Annotated in this window: 14 protein-coding genes and 1 tRNA gene; 7 read left to right on the forward strand and 8 right to left on the reverse strand. The window is 68.5% G+C overall.

Features of this window, described 5'->3' with window-relative positions; all coding sequences use genetic code 11:
- Positions 1-4 precede the first annotated feature (4 nt).
- On the reverse strand, positions 5-463 hold the full coding sequence (locus QE374_RS13750) for a GNAT family N-acetyltransferase (RefSeq protein WP_396653354.1): 459 nt from the start codon (positions 461-463) through the stop codon (positions 5-7).
- A 2-nt stretch (positions 464-465) separates the two neighbouring features.
- Entirely contained in the window at positions 466-1,383 is a 918-nt protein-coding gene (locus QE374_RS13755; RefSeq protein ID WP_309735750.1) for an EamA family transporter, read from the reverse strand.
- Positions 1,384-1,446: 63 nt separating this feature from the next.
- Here QE374_RS13755 and cysS point away from each other — a divergent pair, with 63 nt between their 5' ends.
- Genes cysS through QE374_RS13770 form a run of 3 tightly spaced genes read left to right on the forward strand, consistent with a single transcriptional unit; the run spans position 1,447 to position 4,492 of the window.
- Complete coding sequence (gene cysS / locus QE374_RS13760; protein ID WP_309735751.1) at positions 1,447-2,850, forward strand: cysteine--tRNA ligase; 1,404 nt, start codon at positions 1,447-1,449, stop codon at positions 2,848-2,850.
- Positions 2,843-3,826 (forward strand): 23S rRNA (guanosine(2251)-2'-O)-methyltransferase RlmB, encoded by a 984-nt coding sequence (gene rlmB, locus QE374_RS13765; RefSeq protein WP_309735752.1) that lies wholly within the window; start codon positions 2,843-2,845, stop codon positions 3,824-3,826. The genes cysS and rlmB overlap by 8 nt, the downstream gene beginning before the upstream one ends.
- 24 nt (positions 3,827-3,850) lie before the next feature.
- A complete protein-coding gene (locus QE374_RS13770) occupies positions 3,851-4,492 on the forward strand; it encodes an NAD(P)H-binding protein (RefSeq protein WP_309735754.1) in 642 nt (213 codons plus the stop codon).
- A gap of 37 nt (positions 4,493-4,529) precedes the next feature.
- Here QE374_RS13770 and QE374_RS13775 read toward each other — a convergent pair whose 3' ends face one another.
- Entirely contained in the window at positions 4,530-5,849 is a 1,320-nt protein-coding gene (locus QE374_RS13775; RefSeq protein WP_309735756.1) for a DUF4032 domain-containing protein, read from the reverse strand.
- 70 nt (positions 5,850-5,919) lie between these two features.
- The gene (locus QE374_RS13780; RefSeq protein WP_309735758.1) at positions 5,920-7,023 is read right to left on the reverse strand and encodes a sn-glycerol-3-phosphate ABC transporter ATP-binding protein UgpC; all 1,104 of its coding nucleotides are present in this window, start codon (positions 7,021-7,023) and stop codon (positions 5,920-5,922) included.
- Between the two features lie 209 nt (positions 7,024-7,232).
- On the opposite strand from QE374_RS13780, the gene QE374_RS13785 reads away from it, so the two are divergent.
- The 3 genes from QE374_RS13785 (at position 7,233) to QE374_RS13795 (ending at position 10,226) form a co-directional block, all read left to right on the forward strand.
- Positions 7,233-8,171: a thioredoxin domain-containing protein gene (locus tag QE374_RS13785; protein ID WP_309735759.1), complete on the forward strand. Its 939-nt coding sequence runs from the start codon at positions 7,233-7,235 to the stop codon at positions 8,169-8,171.
- Positions 8,172-8,238: 67 nt separating this feature from the next.
- A tRNA-Thr gene (locus tag QE374_RS13790) sits at positions 8,239-8,311 on the forward strand.
- 607 nt (positions 8,312-8,918) lie between these two features.
- Entirely contained in the window at positions 8,919-10,226 is a 1,308-nt protein-coding gene (locus QE374_RS13795) for a LuxR C-terminal-related transcriptional regulator (RefSeq protein WP_309735760.1), read from the forward strand.
- Positions 10,227-10,241: 15 nt separating this feature from the next.
- Here QE374_RS13795 and QE374_RS13800 read toward each other — a convergent pair whose 3' ends face one another.
- From QE374_RS13800 to QE374_RS13815, 4 genes are all read right to left on the reverse strand, one after another.
- The gene (locus tag QE374_RS13800; RefSeq protein WP_309735762.1) at positions 10,242-11,780 is read right to left on the reverse strand and encodes a helix-turn-helix transcriptional regulator; all 1,539 of its coding nucleotides are present in this window, start codon (positions 11,778-11,780) and stop codon (positions 10,242-10,244) included.
- Between the two features lie 145 nt (positions 11,781-11,925).
- Positions 11,926-12,936 (reverse strand): acyltransferase, encoded by a 1,011-nt coding sequence (locus QE374_RS13805; protein ID WP_309735764.1) that lies wholly within the window; start codon positions 12,934-12,936, stop codon positions 11,926-11,928.
- A gap of 147 nt (positions 12,937-13,083) precedes the next feature.
- Positions 13,084-13,425, reverse strand: a complete 342-nt coding sequence (locus tag QE374_RS13810; protein WP_309735765.1) for a hypothetical protein — start codon at positions 13,423-13,425, stop codon at positions 13,084-13,086.
- Positions 13,422-13,748, reverse strand: a complete 327-nt coding sequence (locus QE374_RS13815; RefSeq protein ID WP_309735766.1) for a hypothetical protein — start codon at positions 13,746-13,748, stop codon at positions 13,422-13,424. Before QE374_RS13815 ends, QE374_RS13810 begins: the two co-directional genes overlap by 4 nt.
- A 97-nt stretch (positions 13,749-13,845) precedes the next feature.
- On the opposite strand from QE374_RS13815, the gene QE374_RS13820 reads away from it, so the two are divergent.
- Complete coding sequence (locus tag QE374_RS13820; protein ID WP_309735768.1) at positions 13,846-14,361, forward strand: MarR family transcriptional regulator; 516 nt, start codon at positions 13,846-13,848, stop codon at positions 14,359-14,361.
- Positions 14,362-14,470 lie beyond the last annotated feature (109 nt).

Below are 14,470 nucleotides of genomic sequence, written 5' to 3' on the forward strand. Positions count from 1 at the left end.
CCGTTCAGACCGCCCGCGTGAAGTAGAGCGACAGCGGGTCGTCGCGGTAGTCGGCGAACGGCCCGCAGCGGAGGAAGCCCTCGCTCTCGTAGAGGCGTACCGCGGGAACGAACTCCGGTGTGCTGCCGGTCTCGAGCCACACGCTCGTCAGGCCCATCGTCGCCGCTTCGGCGAGGATGTGGCGGAGCATCCCGCGACCGACGCCCGTCCCGCGGAAGGCGTCGGCGACCCGCATGGACTTCAGCTCGCCGCGGTCGTCACCCCACCGCTTGAGAGCGCCGATGCCGGCGAGCTCGCCGTCGGACCACGCAGACCAGAAGGTGACGTCGGGGCTGCTCAACCCCGTGGCGTCCAGCGCGTGCACGCTCTCGGCGGGCGTGCCGGCGTGCATGGCGGCGAGGTGCGAGACCACGAGATCGTGCGCTGCGCCGCGGGTCGGGTCGTCGAGGCGGTAATCGAGCATGGTCATCCTTCGAGGGGGAACGGTTCGGGGTCTCGTCGGCGGGAGCCCCAGGCCAGCACGACGAGACCGACGGTGAGCACGGCGATGCCGATGAGGGATGCGGCGCCGAGGTGCTCCCCGAGCACGACGAGCCCGAGCAGGGTGGCGGTGATGGGCTCGGCGAGGGTCAGCGTCGCCGCGGTCGCGGCGGTGAGGCGTTGCAGGCCCCAGGTGAACAGCGTGTAGGCGACAGCGATGGTCGCGAGTCCCAGCCAGAGCGCGACGGCGATGCCGCCGGGTTCGGCGAGCCAGCTGAAGGAGGCGAACGGGAGCATGAAGAGGGCGCTCAGCGCCGACCCGGCGCCCATGGCGCCGGCGACCGTGAAGGGATCCCACCCGGTCGACATCAACCGGCGCTGCGCGTTGGCGAAGACGGCGAACGCCGCGCCGGCGCCCAATGACCCGAGCACGCCGAGGGGATCGGCCGAACCGGAGCCGCCGCCGGCGAAGGCCAGCAGCGCGACCCCGATCGTGGCGAGCGTCGTCGCCGCGAGCCACGTGGGGCGGGGGAGGCGCCGGGTGATCGCCCATTCGATGAGTCCCGCCATGACCGGCGCGGATCCGAGCGCGATCACGGTGCCCACGGCGACGCCGCCGCGCGCCGTGCCCAGGAAGAACAGCGGCTGGTACGCCGCAAGGCAGATGCCGGTCAATGCCATGAGCACGAGAGCGCGCGCCGTCAGCGGGGGAGTCGTGGCTGCGCTCGCGCGTCGGTGCCGGCGGGCGAGGGCGAAGCCGATCACCGCCAGCGCGGTGCCGCCGATGAGCAGACGCACCGCTCCGACGCCGAGGGGCGTCGTCCCGTCGGGACCCAGCGCCTGCGAGGTGCCCGTCGTGCCGAACAGCACGGCCGCAGCGAGGACGGCGAACACGGGCAGCATCCTCCCTTTCTACCGTCGTCATGTGTCGGGGTGGTGACGCAGCCCCGCCGGTAGGCTGGTGGAGTGACGGTCCGGCTCTACGACACCCAGGCGCAGGCGCTGCGCGACTTCGCGCCTCTGGAGGACGGCAACGTCACGATGTACGTCTGCGGCCCGACGGTGCAGTCCGGCCCGCACATCGGCCATGTGCGCGCTGCGCTGAGCTTCGATCTGCTGCGTCGCTGGCTCGCGCACCGGTTCGGCCGGGTGACGTTCGTCCGCAACGTCACCGACATCGACGACAAGGTGCTCGCGAACGCGACGCCCACCGAGCCATGGTGGGCGCTCGCCTACCGGATGGAGCTCGCGTTCAGTCAGGCCTATGCCGCGGTCGGCATCCTCGCGCCGACGTACGAGCCGCGCGCCACCGCATCCATCCCGCAGATGATCGAGCTCATCGCGCTGCTCATCGAGCGCGGCCACGCGTACCCGGCACCCGACGGATCCGGCGACGTGTACTTCGACGTGCGGTCGTGGCCCGCCTACGGCGCCCTCACCCACCAAGACGTCGACGCGATGGAAGCGGCGGCGGATGCGGACCCTCGCGGCAAGCGCGACCCGCACGACTTCGCGCTGTGGAAGGGTGCCAAGCACGGCGAGCCGTCGGATGCGCGGTGGGCGTCGCCGTGGGGCGAGGGACGCCCGGGATGGCACATCGAATGCTCGGCGATGTCGCGCCGGTACCTCGGGCCGCGCTTCGACATCCACGGCGGCGGTCTCGACCTGCGCTTCCCGCATCACGAGAACGAGCTCGCGCAATCCACGGCCGCGGGCGATGCGTTCGCACAGTATTGGGTGCACAACGGTCTCGTCACCGTCGACGGCCAGAAGATGTCGAAGTCGCTCGGCAACTTCACTCTCGCCGCCGACGTGCTCGACGAGCGCGACCCGCTCGTCGTGCGCTACGCACTCGCTGCCGCGCACTACCGGTCGAGCCTCGATGTCTCCGGCAAGGCCTTCGACGAGGCGGAGGCGGCGCTCGATCGCATCCGCACCTTCCTCGATCGCGCCGACCGCGTGGGTGCGGCTCCGGGGAGCGCCGTGATCCCCGATGCGTTCGCCGTCGCGCTGGATGACGACCTCGGCGTGCCGCAGGCTCTCGGCGTGCTGCACGAGACGGTGCGTGCAGGAAACGCGGCACTGGATGAGGGAGACTCGGAGAACGCGCGCCGCCGCGCGGCCGAGGTCGTCGCCATGACCGACATCCTCGGCATCAATCCGCTCGACGAGCGGTGGCGCAAGAGCGCGGCGGGCCCCGAAGTGGCAGCCCTCGACGCTCTCGTGCGCGTGATGATCGACCAACGCGCCCAGGCGCGGGCAGACAAGGACTGGGCGAGCGCCGACCGGGTGCGCGATGCGATCGCGGCCGCCGGCATCGTCCTCGAAGACGGTCCCGAGGGGACCCATTGGAGTGTGAAACGTGGCTAAGCCGGGAAACCCGTCCGCCGGACGCGGCAAGAAGAAGGGCCCCACGAAGGGCACCGGCGGCAAGAACCGTCGTTCGCTCGAAGGTCGCGGTCCGACCCCCAAGGCGGAGGACCGCGCCTGGCACCCCGCGGGCAAGCGCAAGGCCGCGCAGGAGCGCTTCGTCGCGGCCGGCGGCAAGGCCGCTCCGCGCATCGCGGGTCAGAACCGCACGCCGCGCTCTAAGCAGAACGACGACACCGAGACGGTCACCGGTCGTAACTCCGTGCTCGAAGCGCTGCGCGCCCGCATCCCTGCGACCGCCTTCTACATCGCGCAGCGCGTCGAGATGGACGACCGCGTCAAGGAGATGCTCTCGATCGCGACGCACCGTGAGATCCCCGTGCTGGAGGTCACGCGGCAGGAGCTGGACCGCATGGCGGGCTTCGACGGCGTGCACCAGGGCGTTGCCCTGAAGGTTCCCCCGTACGAGTACGCGCACCCGCAGGACCTGCTGGAGCAGATCATCGACCGCGACGAGCTGCCGTTGATCGTGGCGCTCGACGGTGTGACGGACCCCCGCAACCTGGGTGCCATCATCCGCTCCACGGCAGCGTTCGGCGGTCAGGGCCTCATCATTCCGCAGCGTCGCAGCGCGGGCGTCAACTCCGCCGCGTGGAAGACGAGCGCGGGGGCTGCAGCCCGCCTGCCGGTCGCGATGGCGGCGAATCTCACGACGACGCTCAAGGAGTTCAAGAAGCAGGGCGTCTTCGTGCTCGGCCTCGACGGCGACGGCGACGTGGCGCTTCCGGCCCTGCAGCTGGCCGATCGTCCCGTCGTGATCGTCGTCGGCTCTGAAGGCAAGGGGCTCTCGCGCCTGGTGACCGAGACGTGCGACCAGATCGTGTCGATCCCGATCTCCGCCGCGACCGAGTCCCTGAACGCGGGGATCGCCGCATCCGTCGCGCTCTACCAGGTCGCCACGCTACGGTCGGCCTGACAGTCCCCGTCCGAAGGAGCATCCATGTCTCGTATCGCCGTTCTCGGAGGAACCGGCTACGCCGGTAGTCACATCGTCGCCGAGGCGGTCCGACGCGGGCATACGGTGCTCTCGGTGGCGCGCACCGTCGCCGCCGAACGGGTCGATGGCGCGGTCTACGTCGAGGCCACGCTGCTGGATGTCCCCACCCTCGTGAACGAGCTGATCGGCGTCGACGTGGTCGTCTCGGCAGTGGCCGCGCGCGGCGACATGCTCGGCGCGCTCCGCCCCGCGATCGAGCAACTGCTCTCGGTGCTGCCCGAGGACGTGCGGATCGGCGTCATCGGCGGCGCCGGCGGCAGCCTCGTCGCCGAGGGCGGCCCGCGCCTCGTCGACACCGAGGGCTTCGCGGACGAGTACAAGCCCGAAGCGCTCGAGGCGATCGGCATCCTCGAAGACCTCCAGACGCGCGCGGGCGACCGCGACTGGTTCTACATCCACCCCGCGGGCGGATTCGGTGCGTGGGCGCCGGGGGAGCGCACGGGCTCGTATCGCGACGGCGGCGACGTGCTCGTCGTCGACGAGAACGGCGAGTCGTTCATCTCGGGCGCCGACCTCGCCGTCGCCGTGCTCGACGAGATCGAGACGCCGCGTCACTCGCGGGAGCGTTTCACCGTCGGCTACTGAGCCGACGCGGGCGGATGCGGCGAGCTGCGGTCCGTGATCAGACCAGATCGCGCCAGTCGATCTCCTCGTCCTCATCGTCGTCCGTGTCGCGCGGCACGTAGTCGTCGCGCAGCACGGGGATGATCGAGGTCGCCTCGGTGGGCGGACCCACCACGGTCGCTTCATCGCGGCGGTGGCGCAGGACGTCGTCGATGTAGCTGGTGAGCACCTCCGCAAGCGGCACGGAGCGCCCGCGCGCCTGCGACATGTACCAGCTGTGCTCGAGCACCTGGTGGTAGACCTCCGCGGGCTCCAGCTTGGAGCGCAGGTCGAAGGGGATCGCCTTGACGACCGGCTCGAACTTCCGCGTGAGCCACTCGTGCGCGACCATCTCCTCGTCGGAGCCGACGCGGGAGATGCGCGCGCGGAACTCGTCGAGGTCGTTGAGCAGACGTCGCGCCTGGTTCTCCTCGACATCGAGCCCCGTCAGGCGCAGGAGGCGCCGCTGGTGGTGCCCGGCGTCGACGACCTTGGGCTGGATGGAGACGAGCGCTCCGTCTGTCGCAGTGTCGATCGACATCTCTCCGATGTCGAAGCCGAGCGCGTTCAGCCGCTGCACGCGCTCCGTGATCCGCCACGACTCCGCCGCGGAGAAGCTCTCCTTGTCGGTCAGCGCCGCCCAGAGCGAGCGGTAGGAGGAGACGATGCCGTCGGCGATGTCGAGCGCGTCGACGTCGCCGGCCAGGCGACCGCCGGCGGCGAGGTCCATGATCTCGCCCGCGATGTTCGTGCGCGCCACATCCAGGTCGTGCTCGCGCTGACCGCGCGTCAGGCCGCCCTCGTGGAGCTCGCCCGTCTCGGCGTCCACGAGATAGGCGGCGAAGGCGCCCGCATCCCGTCGGAAAAGAGTGTTGGAGAGCGAGACATCTCCCCAGAAGAACCCCACGTTGTGCAGACGCACGAGCAGGACCGCGAGCGCGTCGACGAGGCGGGAGGCGGTGTTCGGTCGCAGCACCTGGGTGAACAGCGCTCGGTAGGGCAGGGAGAACTTGAGGTGGGCGGTCACCAGAGCCGCCGGCAGCGGGTGGCCCGCCGCATCCGTCCGCCCGTCGATCACGGCGAAACGGTCGACGCACGGAACGTCGAGGCGGGCGAGGTTGCCGAGCATGTCGTACTCGCGTCGCGCCATCTCCCCGGTGGTCTCCTTGACGGCGATGACTTTGCCGCTGAGGGTCGAGAAGCGAACCAGGTGACGCGAGAGGCCCTTGGGGAGCTGAACGATGTCGTTGCTGGACCAGTCCGCGAGCGGCGTGCTCCATGGCAGCGTCAGCAGCGCGGGATCGATCGCACTGGCCGTGATGGTCAGCGAGTCCGCCATGGTGTCCCTCCACATATGTCGCGGCGCGGCGGATCCGGGTGGATCCGCCGCGCCGCGGGGGTCGTTCCGATCAGACCGAGGCGATCGCCTTGTCGTTCAGGCGCTCGCCGGTCTCGAGGTCGAACACGTGCACGTGTCCGGGCACGGGGGCGAGGATGACCGTCTCGCCGGCGCTCGGGTGACGGCGACCGTCGACGCGCGCCACGATGTCGGTGCGCTTGCCGTTGATCTCGGAGTGGCCGTACAGGTAGCCGTCGGCGCCGAGCTCTTCGATCAGGTCGACGACGACAGACAGGCCCTTGCCGTCGGCGGGAGCCACCTGGATGTCCTCGGGGCGCACACCGATGGTGACCTCGGTGCCGTGCGCCTTGCCGATCGTGTCGGCCTCGACGGGGACGATGAGGTCGCCGAAGCGGACGCCGCCCTCGGCCAGGTCGGCCGGGAAGAGGTTCATGGCGGGGGAGCCGATGAAGCCGGCGACGAACACGTTCTTGGGCTTCTCGTACAGGTCGCGCGGGGTGCCGACCTGCTGCAGCAGGCCGTCCTTCAGCACGGCGATGCGGTCACCCATGGTGAGGGCCTCGGTCTGGTCGTGCGTGACGTAGACCGTGGTGACGCCGAGGCGACGCACCAGCGACGCGATCTGCGTACGCGTCTGCACGCGCAGCTTGGCGTCGAGGTTCGACAGCGGCTCGTCCATGAGGAAGACCTGGGGCTGACGCACGATGGCGCGACCCATGGCGACACGCTGACGCTGACCACCCGAGAGGGCCTTCGGCTTGCGGGTCAGGTACTCCTCGAGGTCGAGGAGCTTGGCGGCCTCGAGGACACGCTGGGCGCGCTCCTCCTTGCCGACGCCGGCGATCTTGAGCGCGAAGCCCATGTTCTCGGCGACCGTCATGTGGGGGTAGAGGGCGTAGTTCTGGAACACCATCGCGATGTCGCGGTCCTTCGGCGGGACGTCGGTGACGTCGCGGTCGCCGATGCGGATGCTGCCCGAGTTGACCTCTTCGAGGCCGGCGAGCATGCGCAGCGAGGTGGACTTACCGCAACCGGAGGGGCCGACCAGGACGAGGAACTCGCCGTCTCCGACCTCGAGGTTGAGCTTGTCGACGGCCGGGCGGGTTCCGCCCGGGTACAGACGCGTTGCGTTGTCGAACGTGACAGTTGCCACTGTTTCTTCTCCTTCACCGGCAGGTACGTGCCGGACGATCCGTAGTGATGGATGCGCGGGGGTGACCCGCAACGCCCGCCATCGGGCGCACCTCTCAGTATGGCACGAGCGTCTGGGCATTTCTCAGGCTCTCTGGCTAGCATCGGATCGGCCGTTTCCCGTGCGGCCCGACCGGACTCCGCCGGTCCTACGTTTTCTTCAGAGGTCCTATGTCGAGCGACGACTCATCGAACGTCCCGGCGCCGAGCGACCGCCGCGAGGCGGTGCGCGAGAAGGCGCAGCGAGTGCGGCAGCGTCATGCGCGGGTCGGCCGACTCCGCGTGGCCGCGCTCTCGATCAGCGGCGTGGCGGTCGTCGGTGCCGTGGTCGCCGCCGTCGTTTTCGCGGTGAGCTCGTCGACTTCCTCCCCCCAGCTCCAGCCGAGCGGCGCCGTCGACGGCGGTTTCGCCGTCGCATCCGTCGCCGGCGTGTCGGTGCTCGGCGGGTCTGTGGACGAACCCGCACCGACCGAGTCCGCTTCGCCGCAGGGCGACACCACCCCCACGCCCGTGCCGACGAACCGTTCGTCCGTCGACATCCGCGTGTACGTGGACTACCTCGCGCCCGGGGCGAAGCAGTTCGAGACGGCGAATGCTCCCCAGCTCTCCTCGTGGGTGACGGAGGGGGCGGCGACGCTCTCGTACCACCCGGTCGCCATGCTCACCGCCAAATCGAACGGCACGAAGTACTCCCTGCGTGCAGCGGGCGCGGCGGCCTGTGTCGCGACCTATTCGCCCGACACGGTGTTCGCGTTCAACCACCAGCTGCTGCTGCAGCAGCCCGAGGCCACATCCGACGGGCTGAGCGACGACACGCTCGCCGACATGGCGCAGGCAGCGGGAGCGACCGAGCCTCGTCAGGTGCGTTCCTGCATCGAGAACGGTGAGTTCATGGCATGGGCCAAGAACGCGACCGACACGGCCGTCGCCGGCATCCCGGGCACGGACGGTCTGACGCTCACCAGCACGCCGATGATCTTCGTCAACGGCGAGCTCTACCAGGGTGCGCTCGACGATCCGAAGGAGTTCGCGCAGTTCGTGCTCACCACGGCGAGCGACGCGTACTACCGCACGGCCAGCCCCACGCCGACACCGACGCCCTCGTCGTAATCCGCCCGCGCCGAGCGCATAGACTCTTCCCTGCGCTCGCGAGGGCGTCAGGCCGCCAGGCGGTCACGCCGGCTTGGCGCAATTGGTAGCGCACCGTACTTGTAATACGGGGGTTGCAGGTTCAAGTCCTGTAGCCGGCACTTCAGACGTGGAGGGCGTCGACGCGCACGTTGTCATACGGGGGTTGCAGGTTCACGTCCTGTAGCCGGCACTTCAGACGTGGAGGGCGTCGACGCGCACGTTGTCATACGGGGGTTGCAGGTTCACGTCCTGTAGCCGGCACTTCAGACGTGGAGGGCGTCGACGCGCGCCTTATCGATACGAGCGAATCTCGAAGTCCAGCCGGCTGACGCGCACCCTCTGCGCCTCGCCGACCGCGTGCTGTGTGCACGACTCGCACTGTTCCGGGAGGGGGAGCCGGATGAGTTCGTGGGTGAACTGGTGGGTGAGTCCGCGCGCGACACCCGCTTCTCGGGGAGACCGAACCCGTATAAAGACCTAAGCAAGCGAAGCGACCGAGTGCGACGCGCGATCTGTTCCCAGCCCGAGCGGGGAGACGGCTGGTCGCCGCAGCCCGCGACTCGGGGGCGACAGAGTAATGGGAATTGATCGTTGTTCGATGTGAGTCAGGCCGAGCGGGCAGCACTGATCGGGCTCCGCGGCACTGATGAACTCGGGGCGTCACTTCTGCATCGGGTGGCCGCGATCTCGTCTTTGTCGCTCGCCGAAGCCGATGGTGCCGTCCGATTGCGCGCATCCAGCGGCGTCATCCTTGCTCGGCTGCAGATCGGTGCATACGCCGAAGCTCTCGAACTGGCCGAGCGCATCGCCGAGATGATGCCGGCCTCCGCGGGTGCGGTTCTCTCGCCTCTCGAGTGCAGCGTGATGTGGTCCGCGGTCGCCGAAGCGTTCGTGACGTCGGGACAGGCGCGCGACGGCGCAACGTTCTCCTACCGCGCTGCACATGCGGCCGAAGCAGCAGAGAGCGACACCGCCCTCTTCCGAGCTCATTCCTTGGTCTGTGTCTGCTCGGCGCTGTTCGGAGACTACGTCGCCGCTGCCGAGGCCGCGACAGCAGCCCACGCGATCTCGCAGAGGTCTGGCTGGGCGCCCGATGTGAGCAGTTTTCCGCTGATCCTGGGCGAGATCCTCATCCACTCCGCCGAGCTCGACCCGGACAGGCTCTCCGCGTCGGCCAGCGCCTTGAGGACGTTCGGGTCGAATCCGCGATATGCGGCCACCGCTGCTGCGGTGGAATCCATGGTCGCGCTCGTCAGCGGTGACACCGGTGCCGCTGTGACCATCGCGACCAACGTCGTGGCGAGCACGCGCGACGAGAGAGTGCTCCCCATGGTTCGCGGATTCGCGACGGGAATCCTCGCTGATGCCCTTCTGACTCGCGGTGAGCCGGACCGGGCGCTCACCGTGCTGGATCAGATCCCGTCCCCTCCCGGACACGCCCTCTGTTTCGATATGCAGCGCGCGTCGGCCTACCTGATGCGGGAAGACTATGCGGCTGTGCTTCGTGTCACGAGCGGCTGCGTGTCTCTGGGGATGGAGCACAGCCTGCGAACTCTGACGCCCATTCTCCTTCGCCGAGCGCTTGCGCACCTCGCGCTCGGAGACCACCGCATCGCGGACATCGAAGTCGAGGACGCCCTGAGGATGATGGCGGAATCAGGGTCGGCTACACCGCTGCTGACGCTGTCGACCACGCAGTTGCAGACGCTTCTGGCCAAGTTCGCCACGCGCAACGAGGCGTTGGAAGCTCTCGTGACCTCGCTGTCGCACCGGTTGAAGAAGCTGCCCAGGCTGTCCGGGTTGCGTGTTCGAGCGTTGCCGTTGCTTACTCCACGCGAGACCGAGCTGGCGTGGCAGTTGCGGGAGGATCTCACCCTCGATCAGATCGCTCGCGAACGGTTCGTCTCCAGGAACACGGTGAAGTCCCAGGTGCGATCGCTCTACGTCAAGCTCGGGGTGACGTCGCGGCAGGGTGCTGTGCAGCTTCTCGAGCGCGGCGGGTTCTACGAGCGTCAGCCGCCTCGCCGGACCTGACGCCGGTGAGCCCGCTCACGGCGCGAAGCCGTACGTGGCGGCGAGCGAGCGCAGTTCTTCCACGGACGAGATGCCGAGTTTGCGGTATGCACTGCGCATCTGGGACTTCACGGTGTTGACCGAGAGGTAGTGCTCCGTGGCGATCTCCTCGAGCGTCGCGTCCGTGAGGCGGACGCCGAGTACCGCTCGCTCGCGTGGTGTGAGCTTCTGAAACGGATCGCCCGCATCGACTCTTGCAGCGCGCACAATCGCGTCGACGACATCCGGTGAAAGTCCGTTGCTGTCAGCGGCGAGTCTGCGCACGTCCGCCCGCGGAAGCAGCACGAACGGCGAGTACAACTCCTGTTCCGACGCGATGGATGCGGCCAGACGGAAATCGTCCGCGCCCGCGCCGATCGTGAGATCGCGGGAGGCAGCGGCGCGCAGGGCGAGCGCTGCGACCAGCGCGCGCGGCGTGTGCGAGGTGCTCGCGCTCATGAGCGAAGCCGCGCGGAGCACTCTCTCGTCGAGTCCCGCGTGCGCGTCCGCGGCGATGCGCTGAATCCGCACGAGCGCGGAGACCACCTCGCCACCGAGGTCGTCGTCTGTGCCCAGGGCGTCGCGCGCGGCGGTGTGCATTCCCAGCCTTGTGAGAAGAGCATGCTTCGAAAGGGCGACGAATGCGGCGCTCTGGCCCCGCGAGGCGGAGTGCGCGATGGCCATTGCGGGCGCTTCCAAGCCCACCATCAGGCGCATGGCCTCGGCGGACGAGTCCGCCAGGAGCGCGCTGACGTACATGTGTGCGTGAGTCCGCTCGGTCGCCGCCTGCAGATCGACGAGGGAGAGGCGCTCTCTCGCCTCGTCGAAGCAGAGCCGGTCGTAGAGAAGCAACGCCTCGGCGAGCATGACCACGGCACGGCTACGGGGCACCCACCAGCCGTCCCTCATCTCGGGCACGCGCTGCAGCCAACGTCGGGCCTCCGAGTTCCGCCCGGCCAGCGCGTGGCACCATGCGATGGCCGCGGCGCTCCGGGCCCGACCCATGAGATCTCCCAGGAGCAGGGCGAGGTCGTAGCTGTAGGTGTACTCGCGGAACGCGGCGCGGAGATCGCCGGCCTGCTCCCACACGTAGCCCCACGCGTACGTCATCTCCGGGAGAGCGGGCTGCATGTTCTCACGTTCATCCGCCGCGCTCTCGTCCACGATCCGCCGCGCGCGCAGGGCGTACTGCGTCGCTTCGTCGAGGTCACCGCCGGCGCGTGCGGCGGCCGCTCGGATGGTCAGTTGCGTGACCCGGTCGAAGGCTGACTGCGCTTCGCTGGCGGACGTGCTGCCGCGGAACTTGGTCGTGTGAGCGGCCGGATCGTCGATGATCCTGTCCAGGTACACCTTCCCCTGGATGATGCGCGAGTTGCGCCGAGCGAAGTCTTCAGGGAACCGCAACAGCCACGCCCGCAGACGGTGGGGCTCCGAAAGCAGTGCTTCACCCCAGTGCGCCTCGACAAGAGCGGCTGCGCCGTTCCAATCGCGCGCCTCCAACAGCCGTTCAATCCGTCGGCCGATGGCACCAGTCAAAATCGTCACCCCCGAGACGGCGTCGACGCTGCCTCGGGCAGGCGCATCTCGTCCGCGTCCCGACACCCCTTGTCGGTCGCTTCGACCCTAACAGCGCAGCTCCAGCCGGCGTGGGCTTCTGGCCGCACTCAGCGGCGACGGCGCCTCAGCGGACCGTCTTGGCCATCGACTCGCGAAACGACCGGTCGGACGGGTTCCAGGCGAAGAGCCACTCGAGCGCCGGATACCGGTCCACCAGCCAGGTGATGATGAGCGGGGGCACGAAACCCAGCACGAGGGCGACCCCGAGCATCGTCCATGGTTCTGTGTCCCCGACGAAACGCAGGTAGGCGAGGGGGAACATGGTGAAGGGGACGTGCAGCACGTACAACCTGATCGTCCGGCGACCGATGTAGCGGAGGAAGGCGCACCATCGCGCCGACGCGAAGATGGCCACGCATCCGGCCGCACCGAGGAAGCCCGCGACGTAGAGCGGCATCTGCCACACCGCGATCGACAGGCGAGCGATCCCGAGCGTTCCTGCCGCGCTGAGGGCGATGGCCGCGCCGAGGAGGAAGATGCTCGTCCACCTGCGTCGGATGAACGCTGCGAGGGTCGGCAGGTGGGGCCCGAGTGTCACACCGATGAAGAAGGCGGCCGCATTGCTGAAGAATCGGGGGCCTTCGCCGGTCGACAGGAAGGCTCCGGCCATGATCAGCGCGAACACGACCACGAGGGGAGGGATTCTCCGCGTCGCAAGAGCGAGCAGGTAGTAGACGAAGAGGTAGGCGAGGAACCAGAGGTGATCGCCGGGGCGGATGAAGATCAACCAGAAATCGGGTTCCGGGTGGTATCCGAAGTTCTCGTACCACTGCGCCGCGATCCAGAACATGATGATCGCCCACAGCAGATACGGATACAGGACCCTCCTCACCTTGCCCGAGAGGTAGGTCCACGGCCCCTTCGCGAGCGATCTCGTAACGAGAAGCCCGGAGAGGATGAAGATGATCGGCATCCGTAACGGGGTGATGATCACGCCCACCGTTTCCAACCGATTGAAGGGGTGATCAGCGTAGAACCCGGCCAGTCCCACGCAGTGGAACAAGATGACGAGGATGATCGCGAGTCCCCGGAGGACATCCATCCAGTCCACGCGGGTGGAGCTCGAGGTGAACAACTGATGCCTCTCTGGTGAACATGGGGCAATCGTCGAACTCTATTCGATCGTCCCTGTTCGAGGCGAGGCGGGCTCGCCGTCCGTAACCTCGCTGGGGCGCAGGTCACATCCAGGAGGGCGAGGTGCGGGGGGCGCGTGTCGCGCGCGTCAGAAGCCCGGAAAGAGGACTCCGGCGGTGACGGCCGCGGCGATCGCGGTGAGGCCCGCCCACGTCGCGACCACGAACGGGATGCGCTCGCGTGCGTGCAATCTCCGACGATTGACCGGGTCGGAGACGACCGTCGTGAGCGAAGCCTTCGCGGCGGCGAGACTCGCGTAACGCCCTACAGGGGACGAGAAGCGGTCGAAGGCCACATAGCTGCCGTCGTCGTTGCGGTCGATGTAGCCGAAGAAATCCCCGTCGCGCTGAGCGACGTACAGTCCGTCGTCGGCCTCATTCCATGTGGTCCGAGTTGCGGCTGCGACGAACGGGGCGAGCGTTGTCGTCATGCCGCCCGCCGGCGTGGCTGCTGCTGAGCGGCGGGAACCTCGTCGTCGAGGTCGACCGTGAGCCCCGCCGTCGAACTGGCGGACTCGGCGAGCGACTGGAGGAAGACGGGGTTCAGGGATTCGGGTTCGGCGGAGGAGAAGACGAACCGCAGGGGGATCGATGAGTGGATCCAGAGCGTCTCGCGTCCGTCCGCCCCACGCAGGTTGAGCGTGAAGGACTCTTGGCGACGCAGCTTCGTGGTGGCGACCACCTTGACGTGGGCCAGCAGGCGATCGTTCATCTCGACCGGGGCAGTGGCGTTTGCGTAGTAGAGCTGTCCCATGGGGTGCCTTTCGATCGATACGAAGCTTGTTCGATGAGGACATTACTAGGTAGGCTAGCGATATGGCAAACAAACATTTCGCGAATCGTGAGTTTCGATGAGCGACCGCGCGATGTACTGGTACGACGCGAATGACGTCCGGCAGCACGCCGGCCGGCGAGTGCTCGACGCGCTTCGTACCTACCGCGCCTCCGAGATGGCGATGCGCCGCCGCACCCAGGAATCCATGGGCATGGGCGAGAACGACCTTCTCGTGCTGCAGTTCCTCATGGGTGCGGCCAAGCGGGGCGGGGAGGTCTCGCCGGTCGATATCGGCCGCCACCTCGGCGTCTCGACGCCCTCCGTCACCGGAATACTGGATCGGCTCGAGCGCAGCGGGCACCTCAAGCGCAAACCGCACCCGCAGGACCGACGGCGATTGCTCGTCGAGACGACCGAGCTCGCCCACATCGAGGTGCGCCGCACGCTGGACGGTATGCACGCGCGGATGATGGCTGCCGTCCGGCCTCTCGATCCGGACGATGCGGATGTCATCGTCGGCTTCCTCCACGCGATGACGGAGGCCGTGGATGCGGTGGATTCGCCCGGCAGCGTGGAAGCCTCCACTGCCTGAAGGGCGTCTCGGGGTGCCGGTCGTGCCGGGCGTGCACTCGCGCGTAAGGGGGAGGCGTCGCCGAGCGAAGGGTATCCGTGCCCGCTGGGGGTCCTGAACCTCGCCGCCG

The sequence above is a fragment of the Microbacterium sp. SORGH_AS_0428 genome, assembly GCF_031453615.1.
Lineage (GTDB): Bacteria > Actinomycetota > Actinomycetes > Actinomycetales > Microbacteriaceae > Microbacterium.